The organism is Burkholderia sp. 3C (genome assembly GCF_054589155.1).
The window spans coordinates 164493-181714 of sequence record NZ_BAAILN010000107.1; the positions used below are offsets into that span (position 1 = coordinate 164493).

Genomic DNA, 17222 nt, shown 5'->3' on the forward strand with positions numbered 1-17222 from the left:
CGATCCGCATCCAGCACATCGGTCAGCGTGATCGCCCCCGCCCGATACGCCTGCCGCGCGAGATCGCGCGCCTCGATCAGCGAGCGCACCTCGGTGCGCAATTCGATCAGGCGCGCATGGTTCTGCGTCAGGCCGGACAAGGCGTTCTCCACGTCCTCGGCGGCATGCAGCACCGCCTTTCGATAGACCGCGAGCGCTTCGGCATTCGCCCCGCGCGCCTCGGCCACTTCCGCATCGACCTTCCCGAAATCGAACAGCCGCCAGCGCAATGCCCCGCCGCCCAGCGCCTGAAACGCCGACGCACCGAACAGATGGCTCGCACTCGTGCTGTCGAACCCCAACGCGCCCGACAGCGAGAGCTTCGGGTAGTACTCGCCGATGGCCGCGCCGATCTGTTCGTTGGTCGCAGCAAGCCGCCGCTCCGCCGCGATGATGTCCGGACGACGGCGCAACATGTCGACCGGCTGCGGGTTGGCGGGAATCGGCGGAATCTCCGGGATCTCGCCCGGTACGGCGAGCGCCTGGGCCTGGGTGCCCGGCTGCGAACCCGTCAACACGTCGAGGCGATTCAGTTGCTCCTCCAGGCCTTGACGCAAGACGGGCACGCTCGCGCGAGCCTGTCCGAGCAAGGCTTCGGTCTGCGCGATCTCCCGTTGCGTGGCGGCGCCCGCAGCCAATCGATGCCTGACGAGTTCGAGCAACTGTTCGTCCGCCACGATCTGCGCCTGCGCGACAGCCACGCGTGCCTGATAGCCGCGTATCTGCAAGTACGTATCGGCCGTGTCCGCCACCACCATCACGCGGATGCCGGCCCGATCGGCCTCGGCCGCCTGCGCTGCGTCGCGCGCGGCGGCCGCGCCCCGCCGCAGGCCGCCGAACAGATCGATCTCCCAGCTCGCCGACGGCCCGATCGCATCCTCGTGCCCATCGCGTGTAAAGCCGGGCACGGTGGACGCGACCGCCCCGAAGGGGCTGCGCAGGCTCTGATGTTCGTAGTGGCTCGACCCATCGAGATCGATGCTCGGCAGCAGCGCCGCGCCGGCGCCCGATGCCGCGGCCCGCGCCTGACGCACACGCGCGAGCACCGCCGCGAGGTCGAGGTTCTGTTCGAGCGAGCGCGCCTCCAGCGCCGTCAGCACCGGATCGTCGAAACCGGTCCACCAGCGATCCATCGACGGTTCGGCTTGCCCCGCTTTTTGCGGCGTGCCCGCCACGGCGTTGTGAAACGGCTTCAGGTCCGTTTTCGGCGGCGTATAGTCCGGCCCCACCGCGCAACCGCTCACGCTCAATGCGAGCACCGCGACCCATCCTCGGTTTCGGCTCATGCGTTGCTCCTCCCACCCAGTTTGCGTATCGCGGCGTAGAACGCCGGGGTGAAGACCAGCCCGAAAGCCGTCACCCCCAACATGCCGAACAACACCGCCGTGCCCAGCGACTGACGCATTTCGGCGCCGGCCCCCGTGGCCACCGCCAGCGGCGCGACCCCGAGAATGAAGGCGAACGAGGTCATCAGGATCGGCCGCAAGCGGGTGCGCGCCGCCTGCGTCGCCGCCTCCTCGGCGGTGTCGCCGTCGTGGTCCTGCCGCTGCCGGGCGAATTCGACGATCAGGATGGCGTTCTTCGCGGCCAGGCCGACCAGCACCACGAAACCGATCTGCGCCAGGATGTCGATCGGCAAGCCCCTGAAACGCAGCCCCGTGGCGGAGGCCAGCAGGCACATCGGAACGATCAGCACGACTGACAACGGCGTCTTCCAGCTTTCGTACTGCGCGGCGAGCACCAGGAACACGAAGATCGCGGCGGCGGCGAAGATCGCCAGAGTCGGCACGCCCGGTTTCTGTTGCTGATAGGCCAGGTCGGTCCATTCGAATTCGATGCCGGGCGGCAATACCTGGGCGGCAAGCTCGGACATCCGCTCGATGGCGTCGCCGGACGACACGCCGGGCGCCGCCGCCCCCTGTACCTCGGCCGCCGGATAGAGGTTGTAGCGCGGCACGCGATACGGCGCGGTCATCGTCCTGAAGGTGGCCACCGAGCCGATCGGCACCATGTCTCCGCTGGCGTTGCGCGCCTTCAGGCGCGCGATTTCCTCGCTGTTCTCGCGGAACGCGTCATCGCCCTGGGCATAGACCTGGAAGGTCCGGCCCAGATAGTTGAAATCGTTCACGTATTGAGAGCCCAGATAAAGCTGCAAGGTGGAGAACACGTCGGTGGTGGTCAGGCCCACCTTCTCCGCCTTCACGCGATCGATATCGGTGAAGATCGACGGCGCGCGCGTGTTGTAGAGCGTGAACACACCGCGAAACGCCGGGTCCTTGTTGGCCGTCGCGACGAGCTTGTTGGCGGCCTGCGACAACGCTTCGGCGCCGAGGTTGGCGTGGTCCTCCAGCATCAGCTTGAAACCGCCGGCGCTGCCCAGGCCCTGGATCGGCGGCGGCGAGATCACCAGGATGCGCGCGTCCTTGATGACGGCCAGGCGCTGCTTGACGATCCCCAGCATCTTCTCCGCGTTGACGCCGCGAATCTCGTGGCCGCCCATCGACGGCAGCACGATGAAGATGGTCCCGGCGCTCGGCGACACCGTCGAGGTGGTCGCGTCGTAGCCGGCCATCGGCGAGGTGTGCTCGATGCCCGGCGTGCTCATGATGATGTCGGTGGCCTGACGCACCACCGCATCGGTGCGGTCGAGGCTGGAGCCGGGCGGCAGGCTCAGAATCGCGATCAGGTAGCCCTGGTCCTGCTCGGGAATGAAGCCGGTGCTCATCAGCGAGAACTGCACGCCCGTCAGCGAAATCAGGCCGAGGTACACCACCGCGACGATCGCCGTGGCCCGCACCAGTCGGCCGGTGATCCTGCCGTAGTGATGCGACAGCCAATCGAACGCCGCATTGAAGCGCCCGAACCCCGCCTGAACCATTTTCGCCACCCCGCGCGGCGCGACGTGGCGCCCGCCCTCGGGATGCGCCTTCAGCAAGGCGGCGCACAACGCCGGGCTCAATGTGAGCGAGACGAAGCAGGAGATCACCGTCGAGGCCGAGATGGTGATCGCGAACTGCTTGAAGAACAGCCCCGGGATGCCCGAGATGAACGCCGACGGCACGAACACCGCGCACAGCGTCAGCGCGATCGCCACCAGCGCCCCCGACACCTCGTCCATGGTGCGATGCGCCGCGTCTCGCGGCGACATGCCGAGCGCGATGTTGCGCTCGACGTTCTCGACCACCACGATCGCATCGTCCACCACGATCCCCACCGCCAGCACCAGCCCGAACAGCGACAGGTTGTTGATGGTCGTGCCGAACGCGGCAAGAATCGTGAACGCGCCCACCAGCGACACGGGAATCGCCACCACCGGGATCAGGGTCGCCCGCCAGCTTTGCAGGAACACGTAGACCACCCCCACCACCAGCAGGATCGCAATGCCGATGGTCAGGATGACTTCGTGAATCGACTGGCTGACGAAGGTGGTCGGGTCGTAGAAGATCTTGTAGGCGAGCCCGGAAGGAAAGCGCTTCGAGAGCTGCTTCATCTTGTCGATGATCGCGTGCTCCACCGTCACCACGTTCGAGCCCGGCACCGCGAACGCGAACAGCGGCGCCGACGGGCTGCGGTCGGCATAGGCGGTCGACAGGTAATCCACCGCGCCGAGTTCGACCCGCCCGATATCGCGCACGCGCGTCACCCTGCCCTGCGCGTCCGTCTTCAAGATGACGTTGGCGAACTGCTCCGGCGTGACGAGCCGGCCCAGGGCTTCCACGTTGATCTGATACGCGGCTCGCGAGGCCACCGGCGGTTCGTTCAGGACCCCTGCCGAAACCTGGGCGTTCTGCGCCCGCAGCGCGGCGAGGATCTCGTTCGCGCTCAGGTTGCTGGCCGCGGCCTTGTCCGGGTCGATCCAGATTCGCATCGCATACTGCCGATCGCCGCGCGAGAGCAGATCCGACACGCCGGGCAGACGCGCGATCTCGTCCTTGACGTTCAGGATCATGTAGTTCGAGATGTATTGCGTATCGCGCGAGCCATCCGGCGAATACGGATGGATGCCGAGCAGGAACGCCGGGATGGTCTTCTTGACCTGCACGCCCTGGCGCTGCACCTCGTCGGGCAGGCGCGACAAGGTATCCTCCACGCGATTTTGCGTGAGCATCAGCGCGGCGTTCATTTCCGTGCCCACCTTGAAGGTCACGGTGATCGTCAGCGCGCCGTTGCCGGTGGACTGGCTGCTGATGTACTCCATGTTCTCGACGCCGTTGATCGATTGCTCGAGCGGCGTCGCGACGGTTCGGGCAATCGTTTCGGCGGAGGCCCCCGGGTAGGTGGTGGTGACCTGCACGGTCGGCGGCACGATATCCGGGTACTGGGCCACCGGCAGGAAGGCCATCGTCGCCAGCCCGAACACCGTGATGAAGACGTTGATCACGGCCGCGAAACGCGGCCGGTCGATGAAGAAGTGTGCGAGTTTCATGTCTTGGCTCAGCTTCCGCCCTGCTCGGTGGTGTCGTCGATCGCGCCGGCATGGGGCGACACCTTCGCCCCCGGGCTCGCCGCCGGCATGCCGGCCACGATCACCCGGTCGGTCGGCTGCAGGCCGCCGAGGATCACCCTCAGCCCGCCGCGAAGATCGCCGATGCGCACGCGCCTGGGCTTCACGATGTCGTCGCCGCCCACCACCAGCACGATGTGCTCCGACTGATCGGGCAGCACCGACGCGTCGGGCACGAGCAACGCGGGGCTCGGCGGAGCGAGCTGCACCCGCACCCGCGCGAAGCCGCCCGGCGTCAGCAGGAGGTCGTCGTTGGCGAGGGTTGCGCGGGCGTGAATGGTGCCGCTCGACCGGTCGATGGCGTTGTCCAGGAAGTCGAGCGCGCCCTGCCGCCCGAACCCCTGTTCATCGCTGAGCGAGATCCGCACGGCATTGGCCAGCGGCCCCGGCTGCGTCAAGCGCCGCCGCGAAAACGCCATGTAGTCGGCTTCGCTCATGTCGAAGTCCAGATGCACGGGATTCACCGAAACGAGCGTCGCCAGCAGCGTGGTCGGGTTCGATCCGGCCCGGCTCCCCGAAATGAGATTGCCGACGGAAACCAGATGCGTGCCGATCCGACCGGTGAACGGCGCGACGATACGGCAATGATCGAGATCGAAGCGCGCATCGTTCAACTCGGCCTGGGCGTCGTCGACCGCGGCTTTCGCCGCCCGCTGGTCGGCATCGCGCTGCTCGGCGTTCTCGGTGGTGCCCGCGCCGCTCTGCTGCAAGGTCTGCGCGCGGCCGAACTGCCGGTTGGCGAGCGTCAGCCTGGCCCGCGCGGCGTCGAGCCGGGCGATCGCCTCGTTCAGCTTGATTTCATACGGCGTGCGATCGATCTCGAACAGCACGTCGCCCTTGCGCACCAGGCTGCCGTCCTTGAAGCCGATCCGCGTCAGCGTGCCGCCGACCTGCGCGCGCAGCTCGACCTGCTCGATCGCGGAAAGCCGGCCCTGGAATTCGACCCGGCTGTCGATCTCGCGCTGCAGCGGACGGGCCACCACCACGCTCGGCACCGGCGCGTGCTGGGCCGACCCGGCCGCCCCGGCGTTGCCGCCCAGCACGCGCGGCCCGCCCAGCACGGCGGCCGCGATCACGGCCAGCGCCGCGCCGGAGAGGATCCAGCCTTTGACTTCGCGCTTGCGGGTTGAATGATCGTTCATGTCCGGCTCCTGTCGATGATGTGCCTGGTGAGCAGGAAGAAGATCAGCGCGGCGGCTTCGAGACACGCCGCGATCAGGTCGATGCCATGAATCCCGCCCTGGGCCACGATGCGCGCGCCGATCCAGCTCCCCAGCGAGAAGCCGGCGTACATCACCGAATAATTCAGCGACAGCGAGATCGGCGCTTCGGACACGCCGCCGGCCTTGACCAGCCGCGCCATCAGGGCCGGCACCACGCCCCACGCGGAAAAGCCCCAGCACACCAGCCCGATCGCAACCGGCAGCACAGGGTGGGCGGGCGCTGAGAACGCGATGGCCGCCAGAAACAGGAACGCGAGGATGCCGAACGCGAGCGCGGCGATGATGATCGCCGTCGAACCGAAACGATCGGTGAGCTTGCCGCTGGCCAGCACGCCCGCGGCGGCCGACACGCCCCACAACGACAGCATCGCCGTGATCCCCCAGCCGCTGACCTTGGCGACCTCCACCAGGAACGGCGCAATCATCGGATAGGCGGTGTAGACCGCGGCGGCCCACAGAAGCGTCACCAGCAAGGTCATCCAGACCCGGGGGCGGGTCGCGGTCGTCACGCGCTCGCGGAAGCCGGGCACGCGCAGGCCGTCGCCCACCGTGGCGGGCACGCCCATGGCGATGCCGACGGCCGCGATGATCGCCATCACGCCCACCGCCAGGAACGTCATGCGCCAGCCGAACGCGTTGCCGATCAGCGAACCCAGCGGCAAGCCCAGCGCCACCGCGATGGTCGTGCCGCTGTTGACGATGGCCAGCGCCGTGGCGCGGCGATTCGGCCCGACCGTCACGCCGGCCAGCGCGCTGGCGTTGGGCACGTACAGCCCCGCCGAGATGGCGAGAATGATCCGGGCCATCAGGATGCCGAAGAAATCGGTCGAGGCCCACGCGACGAAGTTGCCCGCCGCGAATACGCCGATCGCCGCGAGCAGCAGCTTGCGCCGGTTCAGGCGCGCGCCGAGCACCGTCAGGATCGGCGAACTCAGCGCCAGCGTGAGGGTGAACACCGTGATCAGCAGCGCGACCGCCGACAGCGATCGCCCGAAATCCACCGCCATGCGCGGCAGCAGCGGCGCGATCATGTACACCTCGGTGCCGATCGCGAAGGTACCCAGTGCCATGCAGTAGATCGGCACCAGCGAGGCGTGGTCCGCAGCCTCCGCCGCGCCGCCTCGGGTCGAAACAGTGTGTTTGCCAGGTTGAATGCTCATCGCTTTTCCACAGGGAATTCAGTGCAGGCCGTCCGGAAAAGTCCGGTTCCGGTCGTGCCCAGTATCCCGTTGAGACGCGATGTCACAAATGTCATACTGCGTGCAATTCAGGACATTCCGATTGCTGCGATGAAGACACAAAAAGTGGGGTTCGTGTTTTACCAGGGGTTCACGCCGCTGCAGATCGCCGTCGCGGGCGCGTTCGATGTCGCCAACCGTCACGCCGGCCGGACGATCTACGAGGTGCGGGTGCTGTCGAAGTCGGGCGGCCCGTTACGCGGGCCGATCGGCGTGTCGATCGACTCGGAACCGTTCTCCGACGCGTTGTTCGATCTGCTCATCGTGTGCGGCGGCCCGGTGGAGCCGGAGCCGGACATCGTCGCGTTCCTTCGCGGCGCGCCGCAGCGCAGCCGCCGGATCGCCAGCGTCTGCACCGGCGCGTTCGCGCTGGCGGCGGCCGGGCTGCTGGAAGGCCGCAGCGCCACGACCCATTGGGGCAGCGCCCGGCTGTTGCAGGAGCGCTATCCGGCCATCAAGGTGGAGGAAAACCGGATCTTCATGTCGGACGGCCCGATCTGGACCTGCGCGGGCAGCACCGCCGGGCTCGATCTGGCGCTGGCGTTCATCGAGGACGATTTCGGCATCGATCTCGCGCGCACCATCGCGCGCTTTTTTGTCATGTACCACCGCCGCAGCGGCGGGCAGACGCAGTATTCGACGCTGCTCGAACTGGAACCGAAGTCGGATCGGATCCAGAAGGTCGTCACCTATGCGCGCCGTCATCTAACCCATCGTCTGAGCATCGACGAGCTGGCCGAGGTCGCGAATCTGAGCCCACGGCAATTCAGCCGCATCTTCCAGGAAGAGACCGGGCAATCGCCGGCCAGGGCCGTCGAGAACCTGCGCGTCGAGGCGGCGCGCATCCTGATGGAAGACAGCGATCATCCAATCGAGGCGGTGGCACAGCAGACGGGCTTCGGCGATTCCGGGCGCATGCGCCGCGCCTTCATCCGCGCGTTCGGACAGTCGCCGCAGGTGATTCGGCACGCCACCCATGGCGCCACCGAGCCGGATGCCGGCCACTGATCGCGCCGCGCAGCCGGATCGCCCGCCCCGCGCTATGCGCCAGCGTGAACCCGGGCGCGGAAATCGCGTGGCGTTTCGCCGAGCGCCGACTTGAACTGACGGCTGAAATGCGCGGCGTCCTTGAACCCCGCGTCATGGCCGATGCGCGTGATGGATAGATGCGTGCGCAACGGATCGGCGAGATCGCGGCGCGCCTGCTCGATTCGGCCGGACCAGAGCCGTTGCGACACGCGCACGCCGGTTCCCTCGAACAGCCGGCTCAGTTGCCGGGCCGAGATGCCGTGCGCCGCCGCGATCGATTCGCTGTTCAGTTCGGGATCCGAAAGATGCTGTTCGAGATACGCCAGGATCCGGCGCCGCAGCGCGACATGACGCTCGCCGGCGTGCAGCGGGGCGTCCAGGCCCGCGCCCAGCGCCGTGGCGATCAGATCGAGCGCGGCATCGTGCACCCGGCCCAGGTAGGCCGGATCGATGGCGTCGAGTTCGGCCGGGATCTGCCGAAGGTAGCTCGACGCCAGCCGGCCCACGCCGCGATCGCCCGCCACGCGCTGCGCGGTGAGATCTTCGGCCGTGGCGAGCCTGCCGAGGAGCAGCTTGCGCGGCAGGCGCATCACGATCTGGCCGAAATCGCGGTCGAAGCGCAAATCGTAGGGGCGCGTGGTGTCCACCAGCGTGAAATCGCCCGGCTCCATCACCGCCTGCCGCCCGCCCTGCCGGGCCTGGCCACGGCCCGCCGTCTGCAGGGTCAGCAGGAAATCGTCGCGCGCCGAGCGCGCAATGCGCGAGCGCGTGCGCGCGACCCCATGCGCCGACGACGCGATCTGAAACATCTGCAGTTCACCCGCCTCCAGGCACTCCAGCCGGCCGTCGAAGCGGTCGGGCGTCGGCACGTCGCAATCCAGCTCGACGAAGGTATCGCAGACCAGCGAGGCCCAGTAGTTCGCACGCGCCGTTCCGGCCAGGCTCGAGGTGGAGAAAGACAGCCGGTTCATGGCGGGCTCCTTGATACGGTGAGCCGAGCATTTTCCGACATTTCCGGTTCGCTCGTTGAGGGCGGGATCGAGTGCCGGTGTCGATGCCGTAGCGCTTGGCTCGCGATCGGCCGCCACGGACACGAATCCGGGCCGGCGCAGGCAAGACGGCTCGATCGGGCGCCTCTACGCTGTCGGGATTCGGCGCAAGGGGTGCCGCCCGCCGCACGCACATCGCGGGCGCGTTCCCCGACTGCCTCGTTCGCCCGGCGATCCCGCCGGCGCTCGCTCAAACGTATGGAGAATCACGATGTCGGAACTGGTGAAAATCGTTCAATTCCATGAGGCCGGCGGCCCGGAAGTCTTGAGCGTGGATACCCTGCCGTTGCCGGAACCCGGCCCCGGCGAGGCGCGCCTGCGCGTCAAGGCGATCGGCCTGAGCTATGGCGAGATCATGTTCCGCAAGGACGAGTACTACGTCTCGCCGAGCTTCCCGGCCCGCAACGGCTACGAGGCCTCGGGCGTCGTCGAGGCCGTCGGCCCGGGCGTCGATCCGGCCCTGGTCGGCCAGATCCGCTCCACCGTGCCGGCATTCTCGCTGACCGATTACGGCGTGTACGGCGAGGTCGCGATCGTTCCGGCGGAGCTGCTGGCCCCCTACCCCGAGCACCTGTCGTTCGAGGAAGGCGCCAGCATCTGGATGCAATACATCACGGCCTGGGGCGCGCTGGTGCATCACGCCGCCATCGCGCCGGGCGATTTCGTGGTCATGACGGCCGCCGCCGGCTCGGTCGGCCCCGGCGCGATCCAGATCGTCAAGGCCGAAGGCGGCATCCCGATCGCCATCACGCGCTCGGCCGCCAAGCGCGATCGCTTGCTCGAACTGGGCGCGGCGCACGTGATCGTCAGCGAGGAAGAGCCGGACCTGACGGCCCGCATCCTGGAGATCACGGGCGGCGTGGGCGCCAAGGTGATCTTCGACAGCGTGGGCGGCCCCGCCATCGCCGATCTCGCCATGGCGACGGCCGACGACGCGCTGATCATCGTCTACGGCCTGCTCTCGAACCAGGTGCCCGCGTTTCCGATCTACGAAGCCTGGCGGCTCGGCGCGCAGCGCCGGAGCTTCAAGATGATGGGCTACTCGGTGTTCGGCGTGACGCTGGTTCCGCAGTTGCGTGAACAGGCCGTGCGATACGTCTACGACAAGATCAAGGGCGGCCAGTTGAAGCCCCGGATCGCCAGGACGTTTGCGCTCGCCGATATCGTCGAGGCGCATCGCTACATGGAACGCAGCGAGCAGGTCGGGAAGATCGTGGTGACGGTCTAAGCCGTTCGGCCCCGGCGCGGGCCGAGCAGGGTTGCCATGACGTTCTCCTCGACGCATGGCAGCGCAGCGCGGAAATGATCTGACGAATCGCGTGCGAGCAGCGCCCGATTCAACCACCCACGAGTCATGAATACCGCCAAAATCCGACAGATTTCGTCGCATCCGGACGGTTTCCGCCTGCGCGATTAAAGAACCGGCCCAGGCTGCCGACAAGTAGGTCAAATCCCGCCCTGCTCTCTGTCCAGCCCCGATGCCGATGACTCTTTCCAACTCCGTGGGCCTCAAGATCGGCCTTTCGTTCGGCGCGGCGCTCGCGCTCAGTATCGCCGCCCTGACGGCCGTCAGCGTGATCAACGTCCGGACCGAAGCGGCCCGCAATTTCGAGCAGTCGAGCCAGTCGCGCATCGCCCAGGCCGACGAATCGCTCGACGGCACCTTCAAGGGCGTCGAGCAGAACCTCGGCTATCTGGTCGGCACGGCGCAATTGCTTGCCGCCGACGCTTCGATCACCAACTACCTGGCCGGTGGCGGGATGATGACGCCCGACAAGAACGGCGGGGTCGAGCAGACCATCTTTGCGTTGCTCAAGCAGTTCGGCGACGCGCATCCGGACCTGCGCTACCTCGACATCGGCACGCAAACGGGCGGCTACGTCCAGTGGCCGATCGAGAGCATGAACGGCAACCACTACGACCCGCGCGAGCGGCCCTGGTACAAGCTGGCGATGACGGACCCCGATCGCGTCGTGCGCCCCGCCCCGTACCTCAGCGCGGCCGGCTCCGGCGGCGCGATCATTCCGTTCGCCAAGGTGGTCAAGGCCGCGAACGGCGCGATCATCGGCGTGCTGGAAGGCGACCTGTCGCTGACCGGTTTCGCCAGCCTGACCAGCGGCATCCGTTTCGGCGACACCGGCTACCTGCTGGTGGCGGACAACAACGGCAAGGTGCTGATCGATCCGCGCGACAAGACGCACGAATTCAAGGATCTCGCCAGCCTCGGCGACGGCTACCAGCAACTCGCCTCGGCCACCGACGGACGCAGCGCGGTGCGGTTCGGCTCCACCGTCTACGAGGCCTACGCCTACACCTCGCCGAAGAACGGCTGGCGCTACTACGCCCTCGAACCGCGCAGCGAAATGATGGCGGGCGCGAACCGGCTGGCCGCGATCCTGTTCCTGACCGGCTTGCTGGTGCTCGGCGCGGCCCTGCTGTTCACGGTGATCCTGAGCCGCCGCATCACGGTGCCGCTGCGCGCGCTGGCCGGATCGATGCACGAGATCGCCGAGGGCGACGGCGATCTCACCACACGCCTGCCGGTGGCCGGCAAGGACGAAGTCGCACAGTTGGCCCAACGCTTCAATGCGTTTGTCGAAAAGCTGCACGGCGTGCTGATCAAGGTGGCGTCGAGCAGCACGCAGTTCCAGACCGCCGCGCGCGAAGTGTCGGCCGGCAATATCGACTTGTCGGCGCGCACCGAGCAGCAGGCCGCCTCGATCCAGCAAACGGCCGCCAGCATGGAACAGTTGGCCGGCACCGTGCGCGAGGCGGCCGATCGCGCCAAGCATGCGAACACCATCGCCACCGACGCGGTGAGCGTGGCGCGACGCGGCGACGAGGCCGTGACCGACGCGGCGAAAACCATGGAAGCGGCCGTCAGCGAATCGGAGCGCATCATCGGCATCGTCGGGATCATCGAATCGATCGCCTTCCAGACCAATATCCTCGCGCTCAACGCGGCCGTGGAATCGGCGCGCGCGGGCGAAAGCGGCCGCGGCTTCGCCGTGGTGGCCACCGAGGTCCGCAACCTCGCGCAGCGCTCGACGGCCTCGGCCAAGGAGATCAAGGGCCTGCTGGAAGCCTCGGTGGGCAACGTGCGCACGGGCGCCTCGCAAATCGCCGTGGCCGGCAAGACGATCACCGAGCTGAACAGCGCGGTGCGCAGCGTGGCGGCCATCACCACCGATATCGCGGCGGCCGCGCACGAGCAGACCCGCGCGATCGACGAAATCAACACCGCGGTGTCCACCATGGATCAATCGACGCAGCAGAACGCGGCGCTCGTCGAGGAAATCGCGGCGGCGTCGGAATCCCTGAACGCGCAGGGGCAGCAGCTTCACGAGACGGTCAGCCTGTTCCGCCTGGAACGTTAAGCGCTGCGCCGCAACCCCGGCCCACCCGGGCCGGGGACGCTACGCTTCCTGCGCGCAACACACGCGGTTTCGGCCTTCGCGCTTGGCGCGATACAGCGCCGAGTCCGCCGATTGCGTCAGTTCATCGATCGATGCCGGGCGGCCGCGATGCCCGGTCGCGTAACCCATGCTGACCGTGAATGGCGGCGTCGACTCGACGAAATCGGCAAGCCGGTTGCGCTCCACTTCCGCACGGATCGCCTCGGCCACGGTTGCGGCGCCGCTTTCATCGGTGTTCGGCAACACCGCGACGAATTCCTCGCCGCCGTAACGCGCGACGATATCGGCACGCCGCTGCGTGTGGGCCCGAATGCATTCGGCGAGGAAGCGCAGCGCCGTATCGCCCTGTGCATGCCCGAATCGGTCGTTGTACTGCTTGAAGTGATCGACGTCGATGAACAGCACGGACAGGCTGCCGCCGTCGCCACCGTTGTTGCGCTGCAAGCGCTCCCATTCGTTGGCCAGCGCGATGTCGAGCGCGCGGCGGTTTTGCAGGCCCGTGAGCGGATCGGTGCGGCTCAGATCGGTCAGCAGCCGCTGCTTGCGCAGGTTGTTTTTCAACGCGAACGCGAGCAGCCACACCACGGCGCAGAACAGCGTGCAGATCAGCGAGGCCGACACGCCCACCGACCATGACATGCGCATGAAGCCGGCGAGGACGCTGCGTTCGGCGGGGGCGACGACGGCAATCAGCGGCGTACCGGGCACGTGGTGATACGTATAGAGCCGCAAGGTGCCGTCGATACGTGAGTAGTCCGTATAGAACCCCGAATCCTGCTTGAGCATGCGTTCGAAGGGCTGCGATGCGCTCAGGCGGACCATCTGGTGGCCGCCCAGCGGCGGATTTCTGGCCAGGATGGTGCCGTCCGCGCGCAGGATCGCGCTGATGCCGTTCTTCCCGACGTTCAGCCGGGCCAGCAACTGATCGAAGTACGTGATATCGATGGCCACCACCGCGATGCCGTTGAACGTGTGGTCCGGCAGCTCGATGCGGCGCGACAACGCGATCGACGCCATGCCGTTGCGCACGCGGGCACGATACGGTTCGGAGACATAAAGGCCGACGTTCGCGGCGTCGCGATGCACCGTGAAATAGTCCCGGTCGCTGAAATCCCATTGGTGCGTCGAGCTGCAGCATCCGTCGATCACGTGGCCGTTCCGGTCGGTCACGCCGATGCCGGTCACGTATTGGGCGGGCCCGCGCTGAAACAGCAGATCGTGCCGCAGCCTGGCATCCATGCGCTGGATCTCGGGCCTGCCGAGATCGGATGCCAGCACCACCAAGGCGTTGTTGGAGGTTTCGACGGTCCTGCCGATCTCGCTGGCCAGCACGGCGGCGACGTTGAGCGAGCTTTCGTGCGCATGCTCGACGACCCCGGTTCTCATTGCCCAGAGCGTCATGGCGTTCAGGCTCAGCGCGGCGAGCGACATCAGCGTGCCCAGCGCACCGACGACGAGATGGTTTCGTCCCGCCCAGTCGGCAATTTTCTCGATGGGTGTGGAGGCTGGCATGCTCACGCTCGTAAGGACTATCCGATGCAATGCACTACGCAAGGCGGCGGGAAATCCTTGTTAACGGCAAGCGGGCCGGGAAATCGAGGTCGGTGGACGATGCGAATCGGCAGCGCCTGCGCGCAAACGGTTGCGGTCAGGCCGGCAGGGATATGTTTCGTATGACTTATCGCGTGTCGGAACGCCGAGGTTCGGCAACCGCCCGCGACGAAATCCGCATCATGTCGCGAGCGAGTTCGGGCGGTCGGGATCGTCATGAACGCCGCATGCCTGCCTCAAGGACGTGCCGAACACCATCCACAGCGTGAGCGAGCCCATCGACACCGCGCCCAGCGCGAGGAATGCCGTGGCGTAGCCGAAGTGCTGCGCGAGCACGCCCCCGAGCGCGGGGCTCAGGGCCGCGCCGGCACCCTGCACGGTCATCACCACGCCCTGCCCGACGTTGACGCGCCCGGTGCCCTGCAGCAGCCGCACGATGAGCGCCGGCACCGCGACGCCTTGCAGCCCCGCGCCGATGCCATCAAGCACCTGCACGGGCCACACGCCCCAGGCGGAAATGAACAGCGCCGCCGCCAGCCCGCGCAGCGGCAGCGCCAGCAACGTGATCAGAATCACGCGCCAGTATCCGATGCGCAGGATCAGCCGGTTCGCCACGCAGGCGGCCAACACCATCACGAGTTGCGCCACCACGATCGTCTGCGCGGTGAACGCGCTCGGGTCGCCCTGGTGAGCGGCCACCACCGCCAGGCCATAGAGCGGCAGCATCGCGGCATTGCCGAGGTGGAACATCGCCAGCGCGGCGGACAGCAGCAACAGCGGGCGACATGTCAGGAGCACCCGCAAGCCGCTCGCCGGCTCGTGCGCCTGCGTGGTCGAACCCGCGCTCAAGCCTCGGGCACGGTCGTGATCGATGCAATCGCGTCGGATCAGCAAGGTGGCGATCATCGCCATCACGCCGAACACGCCCGTGAGCGCGAACACAGCGCCGAAGCCGTAACGCCAGCCCAGCCACCCCGACAGCGCCGCACCGACCACGTTACCCGCGTGATTGGCCACCTGGTTGCGCCCGAACTGCCGATCGAAACCGCGCGCCTGCACGATACCGAGCGTCATGCCCGCCACGGCAGGCCCGAGCACGGCGCCCGTCACCGCCGTGAGGATTTGCGATGCCGCGACCATCCAGTACGCGTGGGCCGCCCACAGCACCAGCGAGGCGAGGGTCGTCATCACCGCCGCCGCCACGATGACGCCGCGCTTGTGACGGGTGGCGTCGACCAGCGCACCGGCCGGCGAGGTGGCGAGCATGCCCGCGATGCCGCCGAGCGTCATCACCATGCCGATCGCGTCGGCGTGCCAGCCACGCGCCTGCAGAAAGACGCCGAGAAACGGGCCGATGCCGGCCTGGACATCGGCCATGAAGAAGTTGAGCCCTTCCAGCGCGTAAAGCGGATTCATCGCTCGCTCCTCTCATGGTCGGTCCCATGCGGGTGACCGGCATCGACTCACACAAGGCCGGCGCACGATGCATGCCGATCCGCAACGAACCCGGCTCGACATGCACGTGCCCGCTATGCGTCGAGCGCCGACGCGACGGTGTCCTCATCGACCAGTTCGGCGATTTCGTCGACCTCGACGGTTCGCCCGTGCCGGTTGGTCACGCCCTGCCCCCACGCCTGGACGTGCGCGCCCGGCTCAAGGTACGACGCCAGTTCGGCAGCGGCGTGCGGCGGCATGCGCAGCGACGTGCCGTCGCTCAACAGCGCACCGCGCAACTCGCCTTTCGGGCCGTAGAGCGACAACAGCACTTCGCCGCTCGCCTCCATCGGGCTGCGCCCGGCTTCCGGGCGCGGCGGCTTCTCGCCGTCGTGATGCGGGCCTTCGTCCAGGATCAGCTTGCCGGCCGTCGTCGTGATCGAAACGGCGGCGAGCAAGGGGGCGCCGCGTGCCTTCACGCCACGCACGCGCACCTCGTCGCCCACGGCAATCGAGCGTGCAACCTGCCGCGACAAGTGCGGCGGGAAATGGACCTGCTGCGGCGGGACCTGCTGCGGCGAACGCGCGCCCAACACCAGGCCATCCAGTTCGCCATGGGCGTTCAGAAGAAAACGCGTGACCTTGCCGCGAACTTCGGGAAGGCTCTCGGGATCGATCCAATGCATGTCGTGACTCCTTGTTCGACGGTGAGGGAAACCGGAATGCGGTTCGTGAGCGGGTATCGCGCCTCGCTCAAGGCGCGGGCGGCGCGCGGTCGTAGAGCATCGTCAGCTCGCCGGGCGCGCCGAATGCGGTGGCCTGCAGTGCCGTGCCGTATCGGGTGCGCGTGCCGTACCCTTGCGCCGATACCGTCGCGCCGGTTTGCACGAGCGCGGGAAATTGCTGGGCGATCGGCGGCGTCATGCGGATCACGGTGCCGTCGGCCAGGATCACGCCGTCCGGCTCGCCGCGCGGCGTGGTCGTGACGTGCGCCACCTGGCCTTGCGCATCGAGACGCGACAGCGCCGCGCCGTGCAGATCGGGCGGCAGCGGCGGGTTGCCCGGCAACGGCGGCTGATCCACCAGTTGCCGACCGCTGCGCAGGTCGGTGATGCGCTGCGCCGTGAGCGCGCCGCCCGCATCGCGCGATCCGCCGATCCGCACGTTGTCGCCCGGGCGCACCATCGAGACAAGCTGCTCACCCAGGTGCGGCGGGAAGCGGACCAGCGTGCCGTCACGTGTCAACAGGCTGTCGACCTCGCCATCCGGGTTGATCAGAAAGCGCGCCACGACGCCTTGCGCGGTCGCGGGCGCATCGCTGGCGCCGGGCCGCCCGGGGCCGCGCACCGGCGGCGCAGGCACAGGCGCCGCTGCCGTGGGGGCACCGAGCGCGGGGACAGGCGCAGGCGGTGCCCCCGTGGCGGCATCGAGCGCAGGGGCCGGCGGCGGCGCGCCGGTCGCGGCCGGGGGCGGCGGCGCGATGGGCCGCCCGGTGTCGGCCTGGGCCGCCGAGGCGGGGTTCGCCACGACGAGCGCGGCGAGGCTCGCGGCGCTCAGGATGCGGGTGGCAAGGCGGCTGCATGAGGGCTTCGGATTCACTGGCATGTTCCACTCCTTGAAGACATGGAGCGTCTTTTGCAAGCTCCATGCCATGCCGGGAAGTCCCATACGGACAGGCGCCCACGCGCCGATGCGGGATGGCGATGTCGGGAAACCGGACAGCCGCTGTCCGGTTTCCC

At 67.9% G+C, this 17222-nt stretch carries 12 protein-coding genes; 3 read left to right on the forward strand and 9 right to left on the reverse strand.

The window, feature by feature from the left end:
• The 4 genes from ACYP33_RS21460 to ACYP33_RS21475 form a co-directional block, all read right to left on the reverse strand.
• The coding region (locus ACYP33_RS21460; protein WP_459623830.1) for an efflux transporter outer membrane subunit at nucleotides 1–1325 on the reverse strand (1325 nt) is incomplete at its 3' end.
• Nucleotides 1322–4465, reverse strand: a complete 3144-nt coding sequence (locus ACYP33_RS21465; RefSeq protein WP_459623831.1) for an efflux RND transporter permease subunit — start codon at nucleotides 4463–4465, stop codon at nucleotides 1322–1324. The genes ACYP33_RS21465 and ACYP33_RS21460, both read right to left, overlap by 4 nt.
• An 8-nt stretch (nucleotides 4466–4473) precedes the next feature.
• Nucleotides 4474–5685 carry an efflux RND transporter periplasmic adaptor subunit gene (locus tag ACYP33_RS21470; RefSeq protein WP_459623929.1) on the reverse strand — a complete coding sequence of 404 codons (1212 nt, stop codon included), beginning with the start codon at nucleotides 5683–5685 and terminating at the stop codon, nucleotides 4474–4476.
• Nucleotides 5682–6926: an MFS transporter gene (locus tag ACYP33_RS21475; protein ID WP_459623832.1), complete on the reverse strand. Its 1245-nt coding sequence runs from the start codon at nucleotides 6924–6926 to the stop codon at nucleotides 5682–5684. The genes ACYP33_RS21470 and ACYP33_RS21475 overlap by 4 nt, the downstream gene beginning before the upstream one ends.
• 129 nt (nucleotides 6927–7055) lie before the next feature.
• Here ACYP33_RS21475 and ACYP33_RS21480 point away from each other — a divergent pair, with 129 nt between their 5' ends.
• On the forward strand, nucleotides 7056–8012 hold the full coding sequence (locus ACYP33_RS21480; RefSeq protein WP_459623930.1) for a GlxA family transcriptional regulator: 957 nt from the start codon (nucleotides 7056–7058) through the stop codon (nucleotides 8010–8012).
• 32 nt (nucleotides 8013–8044) lie between these two features.
• Here the strand turns inward: ACYP33_RS21480 and ACYP33_RS21485 are convergent, their stop codons facing one another.
• Entirely contained in the window at nucleotides 8045–9004 is a 960-nt protein-coding gene (locus tag ACYP33_RS21485; RefSeq protein WP_459623833.1) for an AraC-like ligand-binding domain-containing protein, read from the reverse strand.
• Nucleotides 9005–9293: 289 nt separating this feature from the next.
• Here ACYP33_RS21485 and ACYP33_RS21490 point away from each other — a divergent pair, with 289 nt between their 5' ends.
• Both ACYP33_RS21490 and ACYP33_RS21495 read left to right on the forward strand, forming a co-directional pair.
• Nucleotides 9294–10310, forward strand: a complete 1017-nt coding sequence (locus ACYP33_RS21490; protein ID WP_459623834.1) for a zinc-dependent alcohol dehydrogenase family protein — start codon at nucleotides 9294–9296, stop codon at nucleotides 10308–10310.
• Between the two features lie 256 nt (nucleotides 10311–10566).
• Nucleotides 10567–12459: a methyl-accepting chemotaxis protein gene (locus tag ACYP33_RS21495; RefSeq protein WP_459623835.1), complete on the forward strand. Its 1893-nt coding sequence runs from the start codon at nucleotides 10567–10569 to the stop codon at nucleotides 12457–12459.
• A 39-nt stretch (nucleotides 12460–12498) separates the two neighbouring features.
• Here ACYP33_RS21495 and ACYP33_RS21500 read toward each other — a convergent pair whose 3' ends face one another.
• The 4 genes from ACYP33_RS21500 to ACYP33_RS21515 form a co-directional block, all read right to left on the reverse strand.
• A complete protein-coding gene (locus ACYP33_RS21500; RefSeq protein ID WP_459623836.1) occupies nucleotides 12499–14010 on the reverse strand; it encodes a sensor domain-containing diguanylate cyclase in 1512 nt (503 codons plus the stop codon).
• A 219-nt stretch (nucleotides 14011–14229) separates the two neighbouring features.
• Nucleotides 14230–15465: an MFS transporter gene (locus ACYP33_RS21505; protein WP_459623837.1), complete on the reverse strand. Its 1236-nt coding sequence runs from the start codon at nucleotides 15463–15465 to the stop codon at nucleotides 14230–14232.
• Nucleotides 15466–15578: 113 nt separating this feature from the next.
• Nucleotides 15579–16169, reverse strand: coding sequence for a hypothetical protein (locus ACYP33_RS21510; RefSeq protein ID WP_459623838.1), 591 nt, complete (start codon nucleotides 16167–16169; stop codon nucleotides 15579–15581).
• A 67-nt stretch (nucleotides 16170–16236) separates the two neighbouring features.
• Nucleotides 16237–17151 carry a hypothetical protein gene (locus ACYP33_RS21515; RefSeq protein WP_459623931.1) on the reverse strand — a complete coding sequence of 305 codons (915 nt, stop codon included), beginning with the start codon at nucleotides 17149–17151 and terminating at the stop codon, nucleotides 16237–16239.
• Nucleotides 17152–17222 lie beyond the last annotated feature (71 nt).

What these genes read in the sequence shown, in the direction of transcription:
- ACYP33_RS21465 (WP_459623831.1), bottom strand. Translation starts at nt 4,465, where the DNA reads ATGAAACTCGCACACTTCTTCATCGACCGGCCGCGTTTCGCGGCCGTG.
- ACYP33_RS21470 (WP_459623929.1), bottom strand. Translation starts at nt 5,685, where the DNA reads ATGAACGATCATTCAACCCGCAAGCGCGAAGTCAAAGGCTGGATCCTC.
- ACYP33_RS21475 (WP_459623832.1), bottom strand. Translation starts at nt 6,926, where the DNA reads ATGAGCATTCAACCTGGCAAACACACTGTTTCGACCCGAGGCGGCGCG.
- ACYP33_RS21480 (WP_459623930.1), top strand. Translation starts at nt 7,056, where the DNA reads ATGAAGACACAAAAAGTGGGGTTCGTGTTTTACCAGGGGTTCACGCCG.
- ACYP33_RS21485 (WP_459623833.1), bottom strand. Translation starts at nt 9,004, where the DNA reads ATGAACCGGCTGTCTTTCTCCACCTCGAGCCTGGCCGGAACGGCGCGT.
- ACYP33_RS21490 (WP_459623834.1), top strand. Translation starts at nt 9,294, where the DNA reads ATGTCGGAACTGGTGAAAATCGTTCAATTCCATGAGGCCGGCGGCCCG.
- ACYP33_RS21495 (WP_459623835.1), top strand. Translation starts at nt 10,567, where the DNA reads ATGACTCTTTCCAACTCCGTGGGCCTCAAGATCGGCCTTTCGTTCGGC.
- ACYP33_RS21500 (WP_459623836.1), bottom strand. Translation starts at nt 14,010, where the DNA reads ATGCCAGCCTCCACACCCATCGAGAAAATTGCCGACTGGGCGGGACGA.
- ACYP33_RS21505 (WP_459623837.1), bottom strand. Translation starts at nt 15,465, where the DNA reads ATGAATCCGCTTTACGCGCTGGAAGGGCTCAACTTCTTCATGGCCGAT.
- ACYP33_RS21510 (WP_459623838.1), bottom strand. Translation starts at nt 16,169, where the DNA reads ATGCATTGGATCGATCCCGAGAGCCTTCCCGAAGTTCGCGGCAAGGTC.
- ACYP33_RS21515 (WP_459623931.1), bottom strand. Translation starts at nt 17,151, where the DNA reads ATGGGACTTCCCGGCATGGCATGGAGCTTGCAAAAGACGCTCCATGTC.